The sequence below is a fragment of the Winogradskyella sp. A3E31 genome, from assembly GCF_046720935.1.
Classification (GTDB): Bacteria; Bacteroidota; Bacteroidia; order Flavobacteriales; family Flavobacteriaceae; genus Winogradskyella.
Window position 1 is genome coordinate 505,630 of record NZ_JBHNWH010000001.1, and the last position, 23,328, is coordinate 528,957.

At 36.6% G+C, this 23,328-nt stretch carries 14 protein-coding genes and 3 pseudogenes; 6 read left to right on the plus strand and 11 right to left on the minus strand.

Annotated elements, in window-relative coordinates; all coding sequences use genetic code 11:
• Positions 1–234: 234 nt before the first annotated feature.
• The 3 genes from serS to ACFEMA_RS02400 all read right to left on the minus strand — a co-directional run bounded on the left by serS (position 235) and on the right by ACFEMA_RS02400 (position 3,784).
• On the minus strand, positions 235–1,506 hold the full coding sequence (gene serS, locus ACFEMA_RS02390; protein WP_411766421.1) for a serine--tRNA ligase: 1,272 nt from the start codon (positions 1,504–1,506) through the stop codon (positions 235–237).
• A gap of 65 nt (positions 1,507–1,571) precedes the next feature.
• Complete coding sequence (locus tag ACFEMA_RS02395; protein WP_411766375.1) at positions 1,572–2,879, minus strand: HTTM domain-containing protein; 1,308 nt, start codon at positions 2,877–2,879, stop codon at positions 1,572–1,574.
• Entirely contained in the window at positions 2,876–3,784 is a 909-nt protein-coding gene (locus ACFEMA_RS02400; protein ID WP_411766376.1) for a bifunctional riboflavin kinase/FAD synthetase, read from the minus strand. The genes ACFEMA_RS02395 and ACFEMA_RS02400 overlap by 4 nt, the downstream gene beginning before the upstream one ends.
• Positions 3,785–4,294: 510 nt before the next feature.
• On the opposite strand from ACFEMA_RS02400, the pseudogene ACFEMA_RS02405 reads away from it, so the two are divergent.
• The 4 genes and pseudogenes from ACFEMA_RS02405 to ACFEMA_RS02420 all read left to right on the plus strand — a co-directional run.
• Positions 4,295–7,552 (plus strand): annotated as a pseudogene (locus tag ACFEMA_RS02405) (proprotein convertase P-domain-containing protein); the annotation flags it as partial.
• A 33-nt stretch (positions 7,553–7,585) separates the two neighbouring features.
• A pseudogene (locus ACFEMA_RS02410) lies at positions 7,586–7,802 on the plus strand (thrombospondin type 3 repeat-containing protein); the annotation flags it as partial.
• Positions 7,803–7,921: 119 nt separating this feature from the next.
• Positions 7,922–8,845, plus strand: a pseudogene (locus ACFEMA_RS02415) (gliding motility-associated C-terminal domain-containing protein); the annotation flags it as partial.
• A 29-nt stretch (positions 8,846–8,874) separates the two neighbouring features.
• Positions 8,875–9,765 carry a type IX secretion system membrane protein PorP/SprF gene (locus ACFEMA_RS02420; protein WP_411766377.1) on the plus strand — a complete coding sequence of 297 codons (891 nt, stop codon included), beginning with the start codon at positions 8,875–8,877 and terminating at the stop codon, positions 9,763–9,765.
• A 56-nt stretch (positions 9,766–9,821) separates the two neighbouring features.
• On the opposite strand, the gene pth is transcribed toward ACFEMA_RS02420, so the two are convergent.
• Positions 9,822–10,439 carry an aminoacyl-tRNA hydrolase gene (gene pth / locus ACFEMA_RS02425; RefSeq protein WP_411766378.1) on the minus strand — a complete coding sequence of 206 codons (618 nt, stop codon included), beginning with the start codon at positions 10,437–10,439 and terminating at the stop codon, positions 9,822–9,824.
• Positions 10,440–10,579: 140 nt separating this feature from the next.
• On the opposite strand from pth, the gene ACFEMA_RS02430 reads away from it, so the two are divergent.
• Positions 10,580–10,741, plus strand: coding sequence for a hypothetical protein (locus ACFEMA_RS02430; protein WP_411766379.1), 162 nt, complete (start codon positions 10,580–10,582; stop codon positions 10,739–10,741).
• A gap of 562 nt (positions 10,742–11,303) precedes the next feature.
• On the opposite strand, the gene ACFEMA_RS02435 is transcribed toward ACFEMA_RS02430, so the two are convergent.
• The 7 genes from ACFEMA_RS02435 to ACFEMA_RS02465 all read right to left on the minus strand — a co-directional run bounded on the left by ACFEMA_RS02435 (position 11,304) and on the right by ACFEMA_RS02465 (position 22,366).
• Positions 11,304–11,579 (minus strand): F0F1 ATP synthase subunit epsilon, encoded by a 276-nt coding sequence (locus ACFEMA_RS02435; protein WP_411766380.1) that lies wholly within the window; start codon positions 11,577–11,579, stop codon positions 11,304–11,306.
• A gap of 74 nt (positions 11,580–11,653) precedes the next feature.
• On the minus strand, positions 11,654–13,162 hold the full coding sequence (gene atpD, locus ACFEMA_RS02440) for a F0F1 ATP synthase subunit beta (RefSeq protein ID WP_411766381.1): 1,509 nt from the start codon (positions 13,160–13,162) through the stop codon (positions 11,654–11,656).
• 191 nt (positions 13,163–13,353) lie between these two features.
• The gene (locus ACFEMA_RS02445) at positions 13,354–15,036 is read right to left on the minus strand and encodes a G-D-S-L family lipolytic protein (protein ID WP_411766382.1); all 1,683 of its coding nucleotides are present in this window, start codon (positions 15,034–15,036) and stop codon (positions 13,354–13,356) included.
• 21 nt (positions 15,037–15,057) lie between these two features.
• A complete protein-coding gene (locus ACFEMA_RS02450) occupies positions 15,058–17,826 on the minus strand; it encodes a TonB-dependent receptor (protein ID WP_411766383.1) in 2,769 nt (922 codons plus the stop codon).
• A gap of 181 nt (positions 17,827–18,007) precedes the next feature.
• Positions 18,008–19,855, minus strand: coding sequence for a glutamine--fructose-6-phosphate transaminase (isomerizing) (gene glmS, locus ACFEMA_RS02455; protein WP_411766384.1), 1,848 nt, complete (start codon positions 19,853–19,855; stop codon positions 18,008–18,010).
• 21 nt (positions 19,856–19,876) lie between these two features.
• Complete coding sequence (locus ACFEMA_RS02460) at positions 19,877–21,541, minus strand: DUF4270 domain-containing protein (RefSeq protein ID WP_411766385.1); 1,665 nt, start codon at positions 21,539–21,541, stop codon at positions 19,877–19,879.
• An 18-nt stretch (positions 21,542–21,559) separates the two neighbouring features.
• Positions 21,560–22,366, minus strand: a complete 807-nt coding sequence (locus ACFEMA_RS02465; protein WP_411766386.1) for a glycogen/starch synthase — start codon at positions 22,364–22,366, stop codon at positions 21,560–21,562.
• Between the two features lie 106 nt (positions 22,367–22,472).
• On the opposite strand from ACFEMA_RS02465, the gene panC reads away from it, so the two are divergent.
• Positions 22,473–23,324: a pantoate--beta-alanine ligase gene (gene panC, locus ACFEMA_RS02470; protein WP_411766387.1), complete on the plus strand. Its 852-nt coding sequence runs from the start codon at positions 22,473–22,475 to the stop codon at positions 23,322–23,324.
• Positions 23,325–23,328: the final 4 nt, after the last annotated feature.

The following is a 23,328-nucleotide window of genomic DNA, read 5'->3' on the forward strand; positions in this document are numbered from 1 at the left end:
TTATGAAGTTCATTTGGGGTTCTCTAGGATAAGACTCTTTTTAAAAAAGGACCTTAGAAGCGATAACTACAAGAGCTATCAATAATGTAATTCGTTTAATATCTTTCATAAGTTGGTTGTTTATGATAGTTCTAACTTCGATAAAAAAGATTAGAAATCAACGGATTAAAGAATTTATTCGTCGAATAACGTGTTTTTTTAACACTTTATCGACAAATTGTATGAAAATTCTTTCTATTTTATATATTCAAATCCTGTATAAGGAACTAAAACCTCTGGGATTTTTATGCCTTTTTCCGTTTGGCAATTCTCTAAAATGCCTGCTAAAACACGTGGTAGAGCCAAAGAACTTCCATTTAAGGTATGTGCCAATTCATTTTGACCATCAGTATTTTTAAAACGAAGCTTCAATCGATTTGCTTGGAAGGTTTCAAAATTTGAAACCGAAGAAATCTCCAACCAACGGTCTTGTGCCGTAGAAAAGACTTCAAAATCATAGGTCAGGGCAGAAGTAAACCCTAGGTCTCCTCCACACAGTCTTAAGATTCTGTAAGGAAGATTCAATTCTTTTAAAATGTCTTTTACATGATTGACCATTTCATCCAACGCTTCATAAGAACGATTTGGATGTTCAACTCTTAAGATTTCAACCTTGTCGAATTGATGTAAGCGGTTAAGACCACGTACATGCGCTCCGTAACTGCCTGCCTCTCGTCTAAAACATGGAGTGTAGCCAGTAATACCAATCGGTAATTCACTTTCATTTAAAATAACATCCCTGAAGATGTTTGTACCTGGTACTTCAGCTGTTGGTATAAGATATAAGTTGTCTCCAGTGACGTGATACATCTGTCCCTCTTTGTCTGGTAATTGTCCTGTGCCGAAGCCTGAAGCTTCGTTGACTAAGTGGGGCAGTTGGTATTCTGTATAGCCAGCCGCTGTATTTTTGTCTAGGAAATAAGCTATTAATGCACGTTGTAACCTTGCGCCTTTTCCTTTGTAGACCGGGAAGCCGGCTCCAGTAATTTTGTTGCCTAATTCAAAATCAATGATATCGTATTTTTTGGCAAGTTCCCAGTGTGGCAATGCATTGCCATGTAAAATGGGGACATCACCTTCTCTATAGATTTCCTCATTGTCTTCGTCAGAATTTCCTTTTGGTACACTTGGATGTGGTACATTAGGAATGCTGTACAATACATTGTTTAAAGCATTGGTGGTATCAGAAAGCTCGTGTTCCCCAGACTTAATAGTTTCCTTGAGCTGCGTCGTTTTTTCTTTAAGATTGTTAGCTTTTTGAGCTTCACCTGATTTAAACAGCTGACCGATTTCCTTGGATAGGCTATTCATTTCAGATTTAGAACTATCTAGCTGAGTTTGTAATTGCCGACGCATTTCGTCCAAATCTATGGCGTCATCAACCATTTTGGTGGCGTCAATATTTCTAACGGCCAGTCTTTCGATGACCAAATCCTTATTCTCTCTTATAAAAGCAACTTGTAACATATCCAATCCTCTGTTAAGCCCACAAAAGTAAGAAGATTTTGTGGCGGATAAAACAAAAAAGAAAGCTATTCTTTTGAAGGTAAAAGCCAAGGGCTATGACTAAATGTGTTCCATTCTATAGCTGCCAAATCTACCTCGGGGTCAATTAATTGTTTTGATGGTTTACCATTAACACTAATGTAAGCACTAACATAAACAGACACGTCTTTGCCTTGTTTAGCAAAGTCTTTTTTTAGTCGTTGTGCAAACTGCCATATCACATCGGGTTTATTAGAAGCTGACCGTTTTTGTTTTTTAGTAAGGTAGTCATTCATGTCAACTTTAATCACCTCATTGGTATTTTTATCAACGACGGAATATGAGGTTCTTCCACTTTTAGCTCGTAGCATCATACGCCAAGATAGGCGGTGACCTTCTTCTGTCCAGAGCACATCATCCTTAATAAAATGATGACGAATCGGTAAAACTAACTGAACAGAAAGGTAAATGATAAACGCAGAGGTAATTAATTTATAATTGTTAGGGATTTTTACTTCACTCTTTTCATATAGTTGTTTCTTCTTCAGGAATAAATCGCGAATGGTTTTTGGCTCGAAAAAGAACAACGTAAACGCTAAGGACAAATAAGGAAAAATTCCTATTTGAAAAACAATAGAGTTAAACAGATGAAAAAATATAGAGATAAAGAAAGCAATATTTCGTGTTCGTTTCCATAATAACGCAGGAATAATTAAGCCGTCAAACAATATACCTCCATAAGCTATAATATAATGAAGAGAGGGTTTTTGTAATAAGTCACCTATAGCATAATCGGCTTTCGATTTCATTAAAAGAGCTACCGTTGTGCCATCTAGCCAATCAGGATAAAGTTTGGCAATTGAGGCGTAGGTATATACTATAAAAAGCTGCAAAACAAAAATAGCCTTACACCAATTAGGCATGGATATGCTTCTAAGACTTGGGCTCTGTTTTACATCTAAGGAAGCGTAGCGATTTGCTGGTAAAAACACCATTATAAAACTCAGAAGCATCAGTAAATAATAGTGGTTGTTGTACGAAGATTTCTGCATTAAATATGTCGCAGACCACATCAGAGCAAAAGCCAGCATACTCATACGGTATTTGTACCCTACCATTATAAACAGCCCCATAATGCCCATAACAATATAGAAAACATACATCCAACCCCCAGGGAGTGGTTGAAGCCATTCAAACCCAATAAATGAAAAGGTAAACTCCGGTTCGACCAAAGTGCGTTTTACCCAGCCAGTAAATACTGCACCAACAGATTCAAAAAAACATAATAACCCAAAAAAGATTCTAAAAACAACAAGCCCCGAATTGTCTATATGTTTAAAGAGATAGCTTTTCATTTCAATGCAGCAATAAAGTTTAGCGCATTTGTTTTGTCTTTCTCGAGCTGATTTCTGAGTGCGTTAACATTTTCAAACTTTACTTCATCTCTTAGTCTTGAAAGGAATTCTACCTTCAATGTTTTTGAATACAAGTCATTTTTAAAATCAAAAAAATGGACTTCAATAGAACGTTTGTTTTTTCCAACAGTTGGGTTAGACCCTATATTCATCATCCCAAAAATCACAGCATCGTCAATAGTGGACTTTACCACATAAACCCCATCTTTAGGAATAAGTTTATAATTTTCTTTAATATGGATGTTAGCTGTTGGAAATCCGAGTTTACGGCCTAATTTATCACCTTCAACAACTTTGCCAGTAATAAAATAATCATAGCCTAAAAACGAATTGGCTAAAGTTACCTCTCCCTCATTCAAGGCGTTTCTGATCTTGGTTGAGCTTATAGTGACATCATCAACATCTTGGGCTGAAATCTCTTCAACCGTAAAATTATAGTCTTCTGCAAATACCTTTAAGTCAGTAATATTAGCACTTCTGTTCTTTCCAAAATGATGGTCGTGACCAATAATAATATAATCGGTTTTTAAATCATCCACAAGAATATTCTTAACATAATCTCGAGGGGAAAGATTAGAAAAGTCCTTTGTAAATTCCTTCACAACAACATTGTTAATGCCTGTTCTTTTTAAAAAAGAAATACGCTCATCAATGGTATGCAGCAGTTTAATGGGTTCATTAGGATGCAATACCATTCTTGGATGAGGGAAAAGTGTTAAAACTGTCGGAACCAATTTCAATTTCTTTGATTTTTCCACCAATCTTTGAAGAATTTTCTGATGTCCTAGGTGCACGCCATCAAAGGTTCCTATAGTGGTTATAGATTTACTGTACGTATTTTTCATGTTAAAATCTGAAGAACTCAATAGATTTTATATCAGATTGTTAATGATTTCTTAAAAAAAATTATAAATTTAGCTTCCATTAAAAATAGTAAACAAAACTTTATGAAAACAAAACTACATTTAGTTTTGTCATTCTCAATGTTTTTAACGGTATTTTCTGTCACCGCTCAAAAGGGGCATTGGCAGAAATTATCATCTTCGGACGAAAGCATTTCTGACAAACTAACCAACCTGAAACAAAATCATTTTGAAACGTATCAACTAAATATCGATGCGTTTAAAACAGAACTTATTGGCGCACCACAGCGAGGATCCAACGCAACCTCAAATGTGGTTATTTACTTGCCAAATGAAAACAATCAATTTGAACCCTTTAGAGTTGTTGAAGCACCGGTTTTGTCACCTGGGCTTTCTCAACGCTACCCTAATATTAAAACCTATATAGGGTATAGTTTAAATGAAGCAGGGGTAAGGGCGCGTTTTTCTGTTACACCTCAAGGTGTACAGTCTATGATAACTTACCCTGATAGGTCAACGTCATTTACTGTGCCTTTAACAAAAGGAAATACAAGTGACTACATTTCTTACAATAGAAATGTTAGAGTTGATGACATTAAAGATTTTGAATGTACAACAACTGATGAATTTGTACCAATTTCAACAGATGGGTTAACAGGCAGAGATGCTGACGACCAACTCATAAGAGTTTTTGAAATTGCAATATCCACCAATGGTGAGTACACAGAATTTTGGGATGATGGCGATGATGGTAATGGAGATGCCCAAGAAGATGCTTTAGCACAAGTGGTTTCAACTTTAAATAGAAACAATGAGGTGTTTGAGTGGGACATGGCCGTTACATTTTCTTTAGTAACAGGTACTGAATTGGTTTACCCAGATCCTTCTACTGATCCTTATGGGGGTGGAGGATTAAATGGGGCTTTACAATCTACATTAACAGCTGAAGTTGGTGAAGCAAATTATGATATTGGTCACTTGTTTGCATTTGGTGGTAAAAATGGTAACGCAGGATGTATTGGCTGTGTTTGTGTTGACGGAGCGAAAGGAAGTGGATTTTCACAACACGACTTTGTTGATAATGATGGCGGACCATATATGTCCGACTTTTTTGACATTGATTATGTACCACATGAAATTGGCCACCAAATGGGAGCTAATCATACTTGGGCATTTTCTACTGAAGGAACCGGTGTTAATTCAGAGCCAGGTAGTGGAACAACAATAATGGGCTATGCGGGTATTACAGGTGCCAATGATGTACAAGATCATAGTGATGCCTATTTCCATTACCACAGTATTAATCAAGTATTAAATAATTTAGACTCTAAGACCTGTGATGACGAAATTCCAACACCTAATAATGCGCCAGTTGCAGATGCTGGTTTAGATTATACAATCCCTGGAGGAACAGCATTTGTATTACGTGGAAGTGCTACAGATGCGGATGCGGGTGATCTATTAACATATACATGGGAACAAATCGATTCTGGTGCTTCTACTTCGGGATCTTTTGGGCCAACACTTACAGGTGGATCAACATTTAGATCTCGACCTCCAAGTACATCTCCAGACAGATATATGCCTTTTATTGAGCGTGTTATTGTAGGAGAACTCACAGAAACAAATCCAGTTGAGACAGTAGGTAATACATCTTGGGAAACCGTTTCTACAGTTTCTAGGGATTTGAATTTTGCATTGACAGTAAGAGATAATGTGACTTATAATCCTGCTACGGATATGATAAGCCAATCTAGTTTTGATACTATGACTGTTTCTGTTGATGGTTCAGCAGGACCATTCGCAGTAACGTCTCAAACTACAGACGAAAATTGGGAAGTAGGATCAACACAGACTGTGACATGGGATGTTGCAGGTACTGATGGTGGAGCTGTTAATACATCTACGGTAAACATTCTATTGTCTACGGATGGTGGCTTAACTTATCCGTTTGTAATGGCATCAGGGGTTCCAAATACAGGTTCAGCCGATGCACAAGTGCCATTGGTAGGAGGAGATACAACAACTGCACGAGTGATGGTTGAGGGGAATGATAATATTTTCTTTGCGGTTAACAGTTCAAATTTTTCAATTCAAGAGTCTGAATTTGTTTTATCTGTAGATGAGACACCTCAAGCAGTTTGTTCACCGGATGATGCAACTTATACATTTACCTATAATACATTTTTAGGGTTTACAGATACGACAACGTTTAGTACTACTGGATTACCAGCAGGGGCTTCTGCAAGTTTTAGCCCAACGTCTGCAAGTGCTGATGGAACTGTTGTAACTGTAACAGTATCTGGTACAGGCGCTCTTGCGGTTGGCAACTATCCTTTTAGATTAGAGGGAACGTCAGGTAGTTTAAATTATGGAGCTGACGTAGATTTAGAGGTTTATGACACTAATTTTAGCACATTAAATATTTTGACTCCTATGGACGGTGCAACAGGAGTACCAGGTGATGCGGCTATGCTTTCGTGGGATGCTGATATAAATGCTGTTGCTTATGAAGTCGATATTGCCACTGATGCAGGATTCACAAATATAGTTGTAGGATCTGTGGTTACAGAACCAGAATTAACAGTTTCTACACTGATGATTACAACAGAATATTTCTGGAGAGTAAGAGCAGTTAATGACTGCGGAAGTGGGGCGTATTCAACGGCAAGTTTTACAACTGCAAATATTACGTGTAATAACTATGATTCCACAGATGTTCCTCAGGCTATTCCAGATGGCAACACTAACGGTGCTAATTCCGATTTGATGGTAAACAATGTTTCTACCATAACAGATATTAATGTCACTGTTAATATTACCCATACATGGGTTTCAGATTTAACTTTAACATTAACAAGTCCGGTAGGGACAAGTGTAGTTCTTTCCGCTAAAAACGGAGGAAGTTCTGATAATTATGTAGATACAGTTTTTGACCAAGAAGCTGCAGACCCTATTGGTGGGGCTTCTGCACCTTTTACTGGGTCTTTTATTCCTGATGGTGATTTATCAAGCTTTTATGGAGAAGTATCAGCGGGTGAATGGACTCTGAATGTAGCAGATGATACAGGCTTTGATACAGGAACTATAGATAGTTGGTCTATAGAAATTTGTGGAAGTCCATTGCCAGATGCTGATGGGGATTTAATACAAGATGCTGAGGATAACTGCCCAATGATAGCTAATGCAGACCAACTAGATACAGACGGTGATGGCTTAGGTGATGTATGTGATGATGACAGTGATAATGATGGTGTTTTAGACGTAGACGATAACTGCCCTACAATTGTAAATCCAGACCAATCCGATACTAACGGAAATGGTATTGGGGATCTTTGTGATTTTGAGTGTGGTATATTTAATTCAACGGATACACCATTACCAATTCCAGATGCTACAGCTGCTGGTGTTAATTCTACTATAGCTTTCTCACAGGCAGTCATTATTAACGATGTTAATGTTACAGTTGATATTACACATACGTGGGATGCTGACTTAATAATAACACTAACGAGTCCTGAAGGGACTTCGGTAATTTTGTCAGATTCAAATGGGGGCAGTGGAGATAACTATACCAATACTGTTTTTGACGATGATGCAGATGACCCAATTTTTGAAGGCTCTGCACCGTTTACTGGAACTTTTCAACCACAGTTTCCGTTTTCAGCATTTAATGATGAAGCTAGTGGAGGTGTTTGGACATTGAATGTTTCAGATAATGCAGGATTCGATACAGGCACAATCAATAGTTGGACACTAGAAGTATGTGGATTGCCACAACCAGATAGTGATAATGACGGTATTGCTGATAGCTTAGATAACTGTCCTGATATTGCAAATTCAGATCAATTAGATAATGATGGTGATGGTCTTGGTGATGTTTGTGATGATGACATTGATGGAGATGGAGTCTTAAATGCAGATGATAACTGCCCAGAAGCCGCAAACGCAAATCAACAAGATACAAATGGAAATGGCATCGGTGATGCTTGTGATGTAGAATGTACTACAGGAGCTTACAGCGGTGATCCAGTTGTAATTGATGATGATGCTGATGATATTGAACAATACAATATACAATTGGAAATTACTGAGAATATTATTATTACAGATATTACAGTAACTGTAGATATTACTCATACATGGGATTCTGATTTGTTATTTGCATTATTTAACCCCACGGGTGACTTTGTAATTCTTTCAAACCAAAATGGAGGTTCGGGTCAAAACTATACGAACACGATGTTTAATGACGATGCACCAACTCCTATAGGAGCAGGTTCGGCACCGTTTACAGGGTTATTTGCACCAGATGAACCATTATCTGATTTCTATGGGGATTTCTCTGCAGGTACTTGGACGCTAGCAGTTGTAGATGTATTTCCGTCTTTAGATGGGGGTAGCGTTAATGCCTTCTCATTAGAAATATGTGGTTTAAGAGACCCTGACGATTATGATACGGATGGAGTATTGAATGAAAATGACAACTGTGTACTTATAGCCAATTCAGATCAGTCAGATGTTGATGGAGACGGATTAGGAGATGCTTGTGACCCAGATATTGACAACGACGGAGTGTTAAACGAAAATGATAACTGTCCATTTGTTGTTAATCCTGACCAAGCTGACAATGATGGGGATGGATTAGGTGATTTATGTGATGATGACGATGATAATGACGGAGTATTAGATGAAGACGATAATTGTCAGTTCACGCCAAACTCAGATCAAGCCGATATTGATTTTAACGGTATAGGTGACCTATGCGATGGGTTAACTGCCAATGATGTCTTAACACCTAATGGTGATAATATTAACGATACATGGACCATCATTAATATTAATCGCTTCCCAGGAACAACTGTTAAAGTTTATAATAGATGGGGTAAAGAGGTCTTTAGTAGTGGCAACTACTCTAACGATTGGAGAGGTACTGATAGTTCTAGTGGTAAAACTTTACCCGCAGGATCTTACTATTATGTGATTGACCAAGGAGGAGCTGGAGACACAATTCTAAAAGGATGGTTATACATCACTTTATAGTAGCATATAAATCAAAATAAATAAACACAATGAAATATTATAAAAACACAATAAAAATAGTTGCATTGTTATTGTTTGGCAGTTTATATGCTCAACAAGAACCCAACTATGCACTATACAGATATACAATGAACGTCATCAACCCTGCTTATGCAGGGGCTGATGGCCATTCGAGCTTAACAGCTAATTGGAGAAGCCAATGGGTTAATGTTGATGGTGCGCCTGAGACTCAATCTTTTTTCTATTCACAGCCGGTTGGAAGCAATGTAGGACTAGGTCTGTCAATTGTTAGTGATCAGGTCTTTGTAGAAAGCACTACAAGTTTTAATATTGACTTTTCATATAAGCTAACCCTTAATGAGGGAACAAATATATTTTTAGGCTTAAAAGCAGGTGGTAATACTTATAACATTGATAGAGACCGTTTTGATAATTTAGATTTTCCAGATGACCCAGCACTTGGAAATATTGATACGGGATTTCGACCAAATGTAGGAATAGGTGGATACTTAGTAAATGATAAGTATTTTATTTCCTTATCGATACCTAACTTTATTTTAAGTGAACGAATTAGCAATGATAACGGTAGAATTTCTTACGCAACAGATAAAGCTCATATTTACTTATCTGGAGGGTATAATTTTGATTTGTCCGAAAACACAGAGTTTCGCCCATCAACAATGATAAGGTATGTCAATGGGGCGCCAATATCTGCCGATATTACAGCAGCATTTAGATTTATTAAACGATTTGAATTAGGTGCACTGTATAGAACGGATTCAGCCTGGGCAGGATTTGCCATGTTAAATTTAGCTGATTGGATGGATCTTGGCTATGGCTACGAAAGTTCAAGTGAAAATCAAATTTCTGATGCTAATGATGGCACTCACGAAATACTTGTTAAGTTTACATTTAATTAATAATGCAAAAGCATTATTAATTTAAACAAAGGCCGTTCAATGTTGAACGGCCTTTGTTATTTTCCATTAAATTCATTCATAGTATTAGACATGCCAGCTAATCCAAACGATTTTATAACCTCTACAGATGTGTCTAAGCGTTCTATTAATTTTGATTCCTCTTCATTAGTCCATTCTCCTAAGACATAATCAACTTGCCTTCCCTTTGAAAAATCATCACTTATTCCAAATCTAAAACGATTGTATTTTGTTGTTTGAAGCTTGTCTTGTAAATCCTTTAACCCATTATGTCCTCCGTCACTACCTTTAGTTTTTAACCTGATTGACCCAAAAGGTAAGTTGAGGTCATCCGTTATAACCAAAAGGTTTTCTAAAGAAATGTTTTCCTTCTGTAACCAATACTTTACAGACTTTCCACTCAAATTCATATATGTACTGGGTTTTAAGAGTATAAACGAGCGTCCTTTTAACCTGTACATTGTAGTTGCACCCAATTTATTGTCTTCAAAGATTAAATCTTCAGATTTGGCGAAATGATCTAAAATTTTAAAACCAATGTTGTGTCTCGTATTTTTATACTTATCGCCAATATTACCTAAACCTACAATGAGGAATTTTTTCATATCTGGGTGCTTTTCTTTTGAATCAAATAATGCCAATAACCAATTTAACATAGGTTTCAATTTATTCAATTATTACTCTTAAAATAGCTTGCTTATTTTGCTGTAAAATTAGGGGTTTTGTAATTAAGACTCAAACTTGTATAGACAAAGTAAATTAATAGCAAGGGGTTTTCAGAGGGCTTTATAATTTTATGAAATCTGAGTTAAAGTCCGAATTTGATGCAGTAATTACAGAGGTTAATGTTAAAAACAGGCGATCATCCGAAGCGCATAAAACTGTTGGATTTGAATTGTTAGATGAGCATAAAGAGGGAAGTGAAATTTGGGAGTTGATTATTTGGAAATGGGAGTAACATAAATAGGTTAAAACCTATTTATTTGATTTTAAGCAAAATAACTTTACAAAAGTTAAAGAGATGTTAAAATTATTTTGTATATTTCGATATAAGCTAATCCAATAGAACACACAAAATGACAAAGATGAATCAAGATTTTCGGTATCATAAGTTGTTCGGTTTTTTTACATTATTAATGTTTATAGTATTCTTAGCTCTTTTTGTAAATGTTATTACCTCATTTATGGACACTTTCGAAACAAGGGCTTATGGTGATTCGATTGCGAGCTTAAGTAATTTTAATATCCCATAATTATTTTTATGAGGTAAATCTTATTAACTAAATCAATCGTAAATTAAAATGAAGGTATCTAATCCATCCAATAAATTTCAAGGTGTCTATGATGCTTGTGCTATAGGTGTCTCAATAACGTTTTTGGTAGCGTTCGCTTTTATCCTCATCGAGATGATAAAACTTTTTGAAAGCTTATATATTCCTTTTTAGCCTTCTAATTTTAGTAAATAAAAAAGCGAATAGTTTTAAACTATCCGCTTTAAATATTATAGTGTATAGGCTTTCTTAATCAGCCAATACAATAACCTTATTGTCTTTCATTTCTATTGTACCAGAATTAATAGCTAACCAAACGCCTTTATCGGATGAGGTGAATTTGTCTTCTACTTCTTCTTCGAGTTGAACATTCCCCATTATTTTTACATGACCTTCCTTTAAGACAGATACAATAGGTGCGTGATTTTCGAGCATTTCAAACTCACCATTTACACCAGGAACCGTAACGCTAGTTACTTCTCCGCTAAACAAAGTTGCTTCTGGGGATACAATTTCTAAGTACATTCTTTTTAGTTTGCAGTCTGCAGTTTACAGTCTGCAGTCACTGAGGACTGAACACTGATTACTGCCTACTCGTTTTACGCCTCTGCTAACATTTTCTCTCCGCTTTCTATAGCTTCTTCAATAGATCCTTTAAGGTTAAATGCTGCTTCTGGTAAGTGATCTAATTCACCATCCATAATCATGTTAAAACCTTTAATAGTTTCTTTAATATCTACTAATACACCTGGTATACCTGTAAACTGCTCAGCCACGTGGAATGGTTGAGACAAGAAGCGTTGTACACGTCTTGCTCTATTTACAGCCATTTTATCTTCTTCGGATAATTCTTCCATACCTAAGATGGCAATAATATCCTGTAATTCTTTATAACGCTGTAATAACTCTTTTACACGTGTTGCACAGTTATAGTGCTCATCACCTAAAATATCTGCTGCTAAGATTCGAGAAGTCGAATCTAAAGGATCTACCGCAGGATAGATACCAAGCTCAGCAATTTTACGAGATAATACGGTTGTTGCATCTAAGTGGGCAAACGTTGTTGCTGGTGCCGGATCCGTTAAATCATCCGCAGGGACGTAAACTGCCTGTACAGATGTAATAGACCCTTTCTTAGTTGATGTAATACGCTCTTGCATCGCACCCATCTCTGTTGCTAATGTAGGTTGGTAACCTACAGCAGATGGCATACGACCTAATAAGGCAGACACCTCAGAACCCGCTTGTGTAAAACGGAAAATGTTATCTACGAAGAATAATACATCTTTTCCTTGGCTGTCTCCTGCACCATCACGGAAATATTCTGCTATAGTTAATCCTGAAAGTGCCACACGAGCACGTGCTCCTGGAGGCTCATTCATTTGTCCGAATACGAAAGTCGCTTTAGATTCTTTCATGATTGACTTATCAACCTTCTTCAAATCCCATCCACCTTCTTCCATAGAATGCATAAAGTCATCACCATATTTGATAATACCTGACTCTAACATCTCACGAAGTAAATCATTTCCTTCACGTGTTCTTTCACCAACACCTGCAAATACAGAAAGACCACCGTGACCTTTTGCAATATTGTTAATCAACTCTTGGATCAATACTGTTTTACCTACACCAGCACCACCAAATAATCCAATTTTACCACCTTTTGCATAAGGCTCAATTAAATCGATGACTTTAATACCAGTAAATAAAACTTCAGTAGATGTAGATAAATCTTCAAACTTTGGAGCTTGTCTGTGAATAGGTAAACCTGCTTCACCAGCTTTAGGTAAATCACCTAATCCATCAATAGCATCACCAATGACGTTAAAAAGACGTCCGTAAACATCTTCACCAATTGGCATTTGGATTGGAGCACCAGTTGCGACAACTTCTGTTCCTCTACTTAAACCATCCGATGAATCCATCGCAATAGTACGAACGGTATCTTCACCAATGTGAGATTGTACCTCTAGTACTAAGATTGAACCATCAGGCCTGTTAATTTCTAATGAATCATAAATCTTTGGAAGCTCTGAGCCAGCAGCGAATTCAACATCGATAACCGGACCTACAATTTGTGCAACTTTACCTGTAACTTTTGACATTACTTATCTATTTTAGTTTTGCAATATTTTAAAGTATGAAAAAAACCCTACCCAATCAAGTTGAGTACGTGCGTTTTTCGCGCTGCAAAGATATAGTTTTATTTAAAAATAAAAGTGATTTTAAAAACCTTTTTTAGACAAAAAAAGCACGCTTCTTAGAAGCGTGCTTTTCATACATTTTTAATGTTCAATTATTGAAGTAATGGCGAATAGTTTGTTGGATAATTTCCGATATCCAATAAGCTCCCAGAAGCTTCGAAATTTGAACCATAAGTCATATCAATCACTTTCATAACCTCATTGGCAATCAATGCATAGCCTCTCGCTGTTGGGTGAACACCATCTAGGGAGAAAGCTCCTCCTAGCACTAAGTCTGAAGTTAATACAAAATCACCTGATGAAATACCTGAAGAAGCAATAATATTTAATAACCCATTAGCATCCAAAACTCCCAATCCAGCTTGTGTCGCTGAAGATTCAATGACACTATTAAAGTTAGTTGTAGCTGTTGCTATTTCTTCTTGTTCCGTTGGGGTTAATGACCATTTATCTGCTAAAGGTAAAGTAACACCTTCAACCGCAAATTGACCTGCAACTTCTGCAGGTAAACCTTGTTGAATAAGTGCTGCGGCAACATCGGAATTTACTGTTCCTATAATAGAAGAACTTGGTAATACAAATAAGTCCGCTTCAGTAGCTTGTCTCGCTTGTCCGTAGGTCTGCCCTAATAAATTAGCAACGATTGGCGCCGCCTGAGGGGGCAATCCAAATTGCGCTATAAATGCAGGGAAGTCAGGATTAGCATTTAATACTCCTTCTATTTGTGCTGATAAATCAACCAAGTTTTCATCTCGAATGACTACAGCACTTGCAGCGTCTGTTGCAAAAACAACATTTCTCCCTGCAGCTGCAGTTACACCTTGAGATTGTAAAAATGCATACACTCCATTTAATGCCCCATAAATAGTATTCAGCGTAGGGATTAATGGTCCGTAGCTTGGGTTAGAAGGCTCTAGTGGGTTATAAGGTACTGTTGTAAAATGTGGAATACTGGTTACGTCTGGGATATTACCGACGACACCTTGAGCACCTTGAGAAGTCATAGCTCCAATCAAAGTGGCATAAGTTTGTGTAAACCCTACACCTGGAGGCCCGTCTAATGGGGTGATTGGGTCATAATCTTCTGACATTGGATTGCTTTCTCCACCGGAAAGCGCATAACCTAAGACATCATTATTACCAATCCATAAGGTAAAGAAACTTGGATTTTGAGCTAAGGTCAAATCTAATACGCTAGCATTAGGAGTGCTGCCAGTCATTCTCACAAAATATGGATTAGCAGTCATAGGGTCTGTTAGTAAACCAGAAATATTACCGTAACCAGGTGCCAAAAGGTGAAAACTTTTAGCTCCAGGGACACCCATATTATTAAATGGGCCTGTTGGGTTATTAATTGCTAAATCTGTTGTAACTGTGACTGGTCCAATAACAGTTTCAATGCCTGCTGGCCCTGAGCCATCAAACACTAATCTAGGGTCTAAAATTCTATTCCCTCCAAGGGCCATTCCCCCAAGATTATCATTCATTAAAGGCTGATTAAAGCTTCCCCCACCAACTAAAGCGAATCTCGAATTTAGTATGTTGGGCATGGAATTTTCTTGAGCAGCTATAAATAAAGCATTATCTGTAAACCCTGCGGTTAAAGAGTTACCTACTGAAACGTAGTTTGAAAAATCTGCAGAACCAGCAGTCAAATCAGGAAGCGGCTCTTCAACAGTTCCATTATTTTCTCTAAAATCCTCGACGACTTCGTTTTCGCATGCCATTAAGCTTATGGTTAAAAACGAGAGCGTTATATATTTTAATGTTTTCATTTTAATTTTTCTTTTCCGTTATTATAAGTTATTGATAGTCCAAGACACATAATACATTGAGCCTATCATTCCTGTACCAAATGCAGTAAAGTATTCATCTTGCATTAAGTTTGTTGCACCAGCTTTAAAAGTAGATTTTAAACTTGGCACTCTATAGTTAATCTGCGCATCCAATACAGAATAAGCTGGTACTTCACCGTCACCAAAGGAGGCTTCCCATAAATAGTTGTCACTCCATCTCCAAGAGACATTAAATCCAAAGTTTTTAAATAATTCGGTATTACCAAAAGAGGCTTTAAACTTGTGTTCAGGGGTGTTAAAGTTTGTTCTAAAATCAGCGTTATCTTCATCTGTGTCTAGCTTTGCATAAGTGTAATTAGCACTTAAATCGAAGCCATTAAATACTTTTGTTGAGACTTGTACTGCAGCACCATAAGAATTAACATCAGCATTAGAGTTGGTGTAGGTCTGATAAGCTTGAAAGTCTGAATTCGCTAATGCAGCAAATGCTTGAGGATCGATATCTACCTGTCCGTCACCATTGGCATCTACACTACCATAAAACGGGGCAATTACAGTTTCGTTTGCTAAAAAGTCTTGGTATTGGTTATAGTAAACCGAACCATCAATAATAAAATCACCAAGCTTTCCTCTATACCCTACTTCATAAGATGTGACTTGCTCTGGTTGCGCTAAATTTGAATTTCCAACCTGAAGGTCTGCAGGGTTTCCAGAGGCAGCAAAAGCAGAAACAGATCCAGCTAAATATGAATTATTATATGCTCCTTCACCAGTAAAATCTATTGTGTTTTGACCAATAATAGCTTGTCCTGCAGGACTAACGCCATAGGTGTCAACATATCTTGCAGGGTTATCCGGTGCTCCACCGACGAGTACTGCTCGTCCGACATCCAATCCTATATACAAATCTTGAGTAGTTGGGTTTCTAAAACCTGTTTGGTAAGAGGCTCTAAAGTTATGGTTACGATTCACTGTAAAGCCTGCAGATAACCTTGGAGAGAAGAAACCATCAAATAACTCTGATTTATCATAACGCAGAGATCCAGTTAATTTAAGTTCCACGGCATCAGATAATTCTAATGATTTTTGAATTTGAGTGTACACACCCACTTCCGAATAATCAATTGGTCCATCAAAATCAGTATAGATAGTTCCGAAAGAATTTAATCGATATTGTCGGTAAGAACCACCAACTTGTATTTCTGCAAAATCAATAAATTCCGAAAAATTAAAATTAGCATCACCATGATAGATTTTAGAGTTATCCTGAAATTTAGATCCAGTACTTAAATCGGGGTTATTGATACTTGCGTTAAATGCATTTTGAAACTCTGGAGATCCAGGGAGGTAACGTCCTGATTCGGCTTGTTGTCTTGCGGCAGCATGTGCCTGAGCATCTGTGGCACCTGATAAACTAGCCCCTACGTAAGTGTTAATGTATTCGCCAAACCATTGCTCATCAGATTTCCAAGCACGGTTTATATTAATGCCAGTAAATACCATGTCGTAAGAATCACCAGCCTTATCTTCAGTAACATAACCTCTTAAAAAGAAATTGTCATTTCTTACTTCTAATTTATGTTGCTGTAAAAAGAAACCTTTAATATTATAACGATTAGCTCCTTGATAAATGGTGTTACCAGAGCCAACTTTACCTACATATTGTATTTCAAAATCATTAGCCCATGGACGGAAGTAAAGTCCCCAGTCAGCCTTAATGCTTTCTGCATTGTAATTTGTAAGATCAGCTTCGTTATAACCTGTTCTACTGACAACAACATCTGGTACTATACCAGTTCCACCAGCTAAATCATTAATATTTGCAGCGACTTCATCACCGTAAACATTAATGCCATCATAGTCTAAATCAGCACGAGTTCTTCCAGGCACAAATTTATCGGTAGTGTTGTTTGCTGCCCAATCAGTACCTTTTAAATACCCAAAATTGACTTTAGCGGCAAATTTTTCACTGAATTTATAGGCCATTCGTATTCCCAAATCAGTATAAGAATTATCGCCAGCAGCTTCCTGCGACGTAATACCTCTTTTAATGTAGCCACTTATACCTTGTACATCAAAAGGACTTTTACTTCTCATAAATAGAATTCCATTAAAGGCATTGGCACCATAAAGTGCCGAAGCTGCACCAGGTAAAAGTTCTACACTATTAACATCGGTTTCTGTCATCCCCAATAAATTACCAAGAGGGAAATTTAGTGCAGGAGCAGAATTGTCCATACCGTCTACTAACTGCATAAAGCGCGTATTGGCAAAGGTTGCAAAACCTCTGGTGTTAATAGACTTAAATGTTAAACTGTTAGTATTGATATCAACACCTTTTAAATTTTCTAAACCATCATAAAAATCGACAGAAGCTGTATTTTTAATTTCTTTAAGCCCAAAGCGCTCTACAGTCACTGGAGATTCAAAAATACGCTCTGGTGTTCTAGAGGCTGAGATAACTACTTCGTCTAATTCGTTACCTTCAACTAGAGAAACATCAATCGTTTGATCTGCTGATGTAACTTCTAATACTTGGTTTTCAAAACCCGTATAAGATACTTGAATAGAAAAAGGCGGATTTAGATCTGTGGATAAAATGTAATTTCCGTCGAAGTCCGAACTTGTACCCGTTGTTGTACCAACAATTATGATATTGGCTCCGGGTAGAGGTTGGCCAGTGTTGTCTGTAACTTTTCCTTTAATTGTGGATTGTGCAAAAGAAACCACACAAAAAAGCATTACAGAAAGCTTTAAGATTGTTTTCATTGTTATAGAGTGAGTTAATTTAATTGATGAGCAATTTACTTAAATATATGAAAATTGAATAAGAAATTGTCAAAAAATTATGCACGCATAGCATATTTTAGTAATAAGTAGTGCTTTAGAATGAAAAATCCTCAAATTATAAAATGATAAATGAGGATTTAATATTGAAAAAGGTGTTGTTTTACTCCACAGTAACTGACTTGGCCAAATTTCTAGGCTGATCAACGTTTTTACCTAGCATTACAGCAATATGATAAGATAACAATTGAAGAGGAATTGTTGTTAGTAGTGGTGTGAAACATTCCATAGTTTCTGGAACTTCAATAACGTGGTCTGCTAATTCTTTAACACTTGTATCTCCTTCAGTAACAATACCGATTATTTTCCCTTTCCTAGATTTAATTTCCTGTATATTACTGACCACTTTCTCGTAATGTCCTTTTTTGGTAGCAATAACTACAACTGGCATGTGCTCATCAATTAAAGCAATAGGACCATGTTTCATTTCTGCAGCAGGATAGCCTTCTGCATGGATATAAGAAATCTCTTTTAATTTTAAAGCCCCTTCTAGAGCCACAGGGAAATTGTACCCTCTTCCTAAATACAGAAAGTTCCTTGTATCTTTATAGATATCTGCAATAGTTTCTACATAGTTGTTAGACTTTAAAGCCTTCTCTACTTTGCTTGGAATAGTTTCCAATTCAATTAAATAGTGTCTAAAATCTGAACTTGAGATAGTTCCCTTTGCTCTAGCTAGTCGAAGAGCAATTAAAGATAATAATGTGATCTGGGTTGTAAATGCTTTGGTAGATGCTACTCCAATTTCTGGTCCAGCATGTGTATAAGCTCCTGCGTCTGCTGTTCTGGCTATAGATGAGCCTACAACATTACAAACACCAAAAACAAAAGCTCCTTTGGATTTTGCTAATTTTATGGCAGCCAAGGTATCTGCAGTTTCACCAGACTGGGAAATGGCTATAACAACATCTTTTTCTGTTATAACTGGATTTCGGTATCTAAATTCCGAGGCGTATTCTACTTCTACGGGGATTCGAGCTAAATCCTCAAATATGTACTCAGAAACAAGTCCGGCGTGCCATGAGGTACCACAGGCTACGACGATAATACGGTCTGCATTGAGAAATTTTTTCATATTGTCCTCAACACCAGACATTTTAATGATTGCATCCTTGCTCAGTAAACGCCCTCTAAAAGTGTCTAAAATAGCACGAGGTTGCTCATAAATTTCTTTAAGCATAAAATGCTCATAACCGCCTTTTTCAATTTCTTCAAGATTTAATTGAAGTCTCTGTATATAAGGGTCTACTATAGTATCTCCTTTAATTTTTCGAACTTTTACCTCTTTATGACGCCTTACGATGGCCATTTCCTCATCTTCTAAATAAATGGCATTTTTTGTAAACTCAATAAAAGGTGATGCATCACTGGCAATAAAAAACTCATCATCCCCGATTCCAATGGCCAACGGGCTACCTAATTTTGCCACAACAATTTCATCTGGTTTTGTTTTGTCAAACACAGCAATGGCATAAGCACCGACAACCTGATTAAGAGCAATTTGAACCGCCTTACCTAATTTAATATCTTCGTTTTTCTTTACGTCTTCAATAAGATTAATTAAAACCTCAGTATCCGTATCTGACTTAAAGGTGTATCCACGATTAATAAGCTCTTTTTTTATGGCATCGTAGTTTTCGATAATGCCGTTATGGATGATAACCAGATCTCCTGAATTTGAATAATGCGGATGTGAGTTGATGTCATTAGGAACTCCATGGGTTGCCCATCGGGTATGTCCTATACCTAATGAGCCATCGATTGAAATATCGTCTTGGATTTTAGACTCAAGATCTGAAACCTTTCCTTTTGTCTTGCAAAGTTTAATGTTGTTACCGTCATAAAGCGCAATACCTGCACTATCGTACCCACGGTATTCGAGACGTTGAAGTCCTTTCATTACTATAGGATACGCTTCTCTATGACCAATGTAACCAACTATACCACACATAAGATTTGTTTTTAGGTTTAATTAATTGTTTTCTTCACAATCATTATAGAGACATGTGTAGAAAATTTCCAAGTATAATTTTTTGGCTTCAATTTCTGAGTTGTTGCCGTGCAAAACTATTCCTCTTGGTGAAATAATTGAACTTACAGGCAACAATTTTTCAGAATTATCAGTAGTTTGTTCTATTCTTTGAGGAAAAGATTCCTCCAAATTAACATTACCTGAAATCGCAAGGCCTAAAGTAACATTGGTAGAGTCATTCTGAACCAAATTTTTAATATGTTCGGTAATCTTCATTTTGTATTTTATTCCCAGACCATCTGGTTCATCATCAACACGTTGTAAAACACCTAAATGATTTGGCCTTGATAAAGACGGAAACGAACTACTTGAAATATCAAAAAAGTAATCTATTAGTGGCGTGTTATTGTCCATGTCATATAAGTAGAGACGATTGGGTTCTTGCCCGTTAACCATGGCAGCTTGCATTTCTGCTTGGTCAACAAAAAACACTAAATTAGCTTCATTAATCAATCGTTTTGAGCTCTCAAACTCCCCATCTTCATCATAATTAGCAAAATTATTTTTAAAAGCTTCAAAAACAGGTTCGTTTTCCTCATTTAAACCATCAAATAACTTAATACCTGCAACGGCACCTTGTCCACCTTTTAAAAATAATTGGCTATCACCATTTTCTGAGTCACCTTGAGGTATAGGTGCATTAAAATTATTTTCAAAGAAATTTACTCGGTTGCCACCGAATGTAAGGACATAACTAGATTGGTTCCTTACTGAAGCATCGTTTGTAGAGTCTGCAGTATAATATAAGGTTATATTCGCATTTGTAGCTGCAAGATTTAGCCCAATTAACGAGCCATTATCATTTATAGCTTCAGCTTTAAAATAAAGGCCTCTAAAATAATTATTGAAATTATTACTGTTTCTAAGAAAAGACGTTCCTTCTTGGTCTAAAATTTTATCCTTCCAATAGACTGGGTCTAACAACAAGCGTATGGCTGGAGCTTGTATTTGCGAAACCTCTCCATTCTCATCATCTAAATTTATTTGATCGTCAGAAATTTCTAAAGTATCGGCATGAATTAATGTTGACTCCAAATCAGCATCGCTAATCATTTCAGAACTTGAAAGTGTCCGATTTGAAAAATAAGCCTGAGGGGTGTCAAAATCTTCATTAGGGTCAAAATCCCTTAGAAAATAATTATTTTCATAAATACTTAATTTAATTGGATTGTAGTCGTCACTATCGTTTCGAGGAAAGATAGAATCAAGCCTATATTCAATTTCATTGTCATCAGTAACTCCAACATTAGAGCTGAAGTAGGGGATAGTTAATACTACAGAATCTAAAACAGCATTTTCACCAAAGGTTGGGTCTAATAATGCAGAACTCACTTGGGTTACTATACTTGCAGTAGTAGTACCATAATATGGGTCATCATAGTAGCCTAAAAAATTATAAGGCAAACTATTTGTTTGCACAGGCCCTAGCACATCTGTATAACTGATAACATCGTAGGTTTCCGAATTTGTATCAAAATTAGTAGCGTTGCCCTCATTGATAATATCTGATTCAATACCTGCAAAATCTTTGTCGCAAGAGATGAAACCAGTTAAAATTAAGGTTGTTAAAAAAAGATATCTTAGGGCTATTTTATATGTATTCATTCTTGTTGTTTAAACTTATTAAAGAACGCTGTTTTCATAAAATTCAGTATAAGGTTCTGCGAACTCTTCTAATGAATGAAAATCTAATGTAGGTTTACTAGCTGCATCAATGTGGTCGTTAAGTGCTTTTGGTAGTTCTTCAGAGCCTTTAATTATAGCATCAGAATGGTCAATAGCAATTTTCATTAAACTAATATAATCTGGTGTTGCCAAAGGTTTAATGAGTTCTGAATCTAAACCGTCGAATTCAATTTTCTTAACCATGTTCTTATCTAACGTACCTTCAAAGCTTTGATTATAAACAGAAGTCACAATTTTACTCTCCGTAAATAATGGTTCAGTTTTATAGTACTCTTTTAGATACAGCGGCAATAATGAGGCTAACCAACCATTAACATGGATGATATCTGGTGCCCAATTCAATTTTTTAACCGTTTCAATAACTCCCTTGGCAAAAAAGATAGCACGTTCGTCATTGTCGGGGAAGAGATTTCCATCTTCATCGGTAAGTGTTGCCTTGCGCTTAAAGTATTCTTCGTTATCAATAAAGTAAACCTGAATACGTTCTTTTGGAATAGAAGCAACCTTTATGATTAAAGGCATATCTAGATCATTAATGACCAAGTTAATCCCAGATAAACGAATCACTTCATGAAGTTGATGGCGCCTTTCGTTAATATTACCAAAGCGCGGCATAAAAATCCGTATCTGCCCTCCTTGTTTGTTTACCATCCGAGGTGCTTCAAAGGACATTGAAGAAATTTCGGTTTCAGGTAAATAGGGTACAACTTCCGAGGACACGTACAAAATTCGCTTATCTTTCATAAATCTACTGCTTTATTTAACGGTAAAAAACATGCAAAATTACAAAAATTTATGCAGATTACTAGTAAAATATTAAGTTTGCAGGCGTTAAACTTATGTTATTAACTTGAAGATTTTTCACTTTAAAAAAGAGCTTTCGGAGTATCTTAAGGCTATAAAAAACGAGGACAGATCAGTTGGACTAGTCCCAACTATGGGAGCTTTGCACGATGGACACCAGTCTTTGGTGGAAAAAGCGATGTCCGACAATGATGAAGTTGTAGTGAGCATTTTTGTTAACCCAACGCAATTCAATAATAAAGAAGATCTTATTAAATACCCAAGGACTTTAGACCGTGATGTTGACTTTCTGAAAAACATATCTGGAAACAAAATCATTATTTATGCTCCAAGCCCTGAAGATGTTTATGACGGTAATGTAGCGTCAAAAAACTTTAACTTTAAAGGCCTTGATTCGGTCATGGAAGGTGCTTTTAGGCCAGGTCATTTTGATGGGGTAGGTACTGTGGTAAAACGACTTTTGGAAATCGTAAAGCCAAACAAAGCTTACTTTGGAGAAAAGGATTTTCAACAATTGGCGATTATCAAAAAAATGGTCGAGATACATAATCTGCCTTCAAAAATCATTGGTTGTGACATATATAGGGCAGAGGATGGTTTAGCTATGAGTTCGCGTAACGAACGCTTAAAGCCAAAGTATAGAGAAGCCGCACCATTTATATACAAAACACTAAAATCTGCCAAGCAAAAATTTGGCACAAAAAGTGCTAATAAAGTATCGGAATGGGTTAAGAAGCAATTTAAAAGTCACCCTTTATTGGAATTAGAATATTTTACAATTGCAGATGATAAGACCCTAAAGCCAGTAAATCGAAAATCAAATAAAAAAAATTATAGAGCGTTTATTGCGGTCTATGCGGGTGATGTTAGACTTATAGATAATATCGCTCTAAATTAAGTAT

What these genes read in the sequence shown, in the direction of transcription:
- serS (WP_411766421.1), bottom strand. Translation starts at nt 1,506, where the DNA reads ATGTTACAAGTTGCTTTTATAAGAGAGAATAAGGATTTGGTCATCGAA.
- ACFEMA_RS02395 (WP_411766375.1), bottom strand. Translation starts at nt 2,879, where the DNA reads ATGAAAAGCTATCTCTTTAAACATATAGACAATTCGGGGCTTGTTGTT.
- ACFEMA_RS02400 (WP_411766376.1), bottom strand. Translation starts at nt 3,784, where the DNA reads ATGAAAAATACGTACAGTAAATCTATAACCACTATAGGAACCTTTGAT.
- ACFEMA_RS02420 (WP_411766377.1), top strand. Translation starts at nt 8,875, where the DNA reads ATGAAATATTATAAAAACACAATAAAAATAGTTGCATTGTTATTGTTT.
- pth (WP_411766378.1), bottom strand. Translation starts at nt 10,439, where the DNA reads ATGTTAAATTGGTTATTGGCATTATTTGATTCAAAAGAAAAGCACCCA.
- ACFEMA_RS02430 (WP_411766379.1), top strand. Translation starts at nt 10,580, where the DNA reads ATGAAATCTGAGTTAAAGTCCGAATTTGATGCAGTAATTACAGAGGTT.
- ACFEMA_RS02435 (WP_411766380.1), bottom strand. Translation starts at nt 11,579, where the DNA reads ATGTACTTAGAAATTGTATCCCCAGAAGCAACTTTGTTTAGCGGAGAA.
- atpD (WP_411766381.1), bottom strand. Translation starts at nt 13,162, where the DNA reads ATGTCAAAAGTTACAGGTAAAGTTGCACAAATTGTAGGTCCGGTTATC.
- ACFEMA_RS02445 (WP_411766382.1), bottom strand. Translation starts at nt 15,036, where the DNA reads ATGAAAACATTAAAATATATAACGCTCTCGTTTTTAACCATAAGCTTA.
- ACFEMA_RS02450 (WP_411766383.1), bottom strand. Translation starts at nt 17,826, where the DNA reads ATGAAAACAATCTTAAAGCTTTCTGTAATGCTTTTTTGTGTGGTTTCT.
- glmS (WP_411766384.1), bottom strand. Translation starts at nt 19,855, where the DNA reads ATGTGTGGTATAGTTGGTTACATTGGTCATAGAGAAGCGTATCCTATA.
- ACFEMA_RS02460 (WP_411766385.1), bottom strand. Translation starts at nt 21,541, where the DNA reads ATGAATACATATAAAATAGCCCTAAGATATCTTTTTTTAACAACCTTA.
- ACFEMA_RS02465 (WP_411766386.1), bottom strand. Translation starts at nt 22,366, where the DNA reads ATGAAAGATAAGCGAATTTTGTACGTGTCCTCGGAAGTTGTACCCTAT.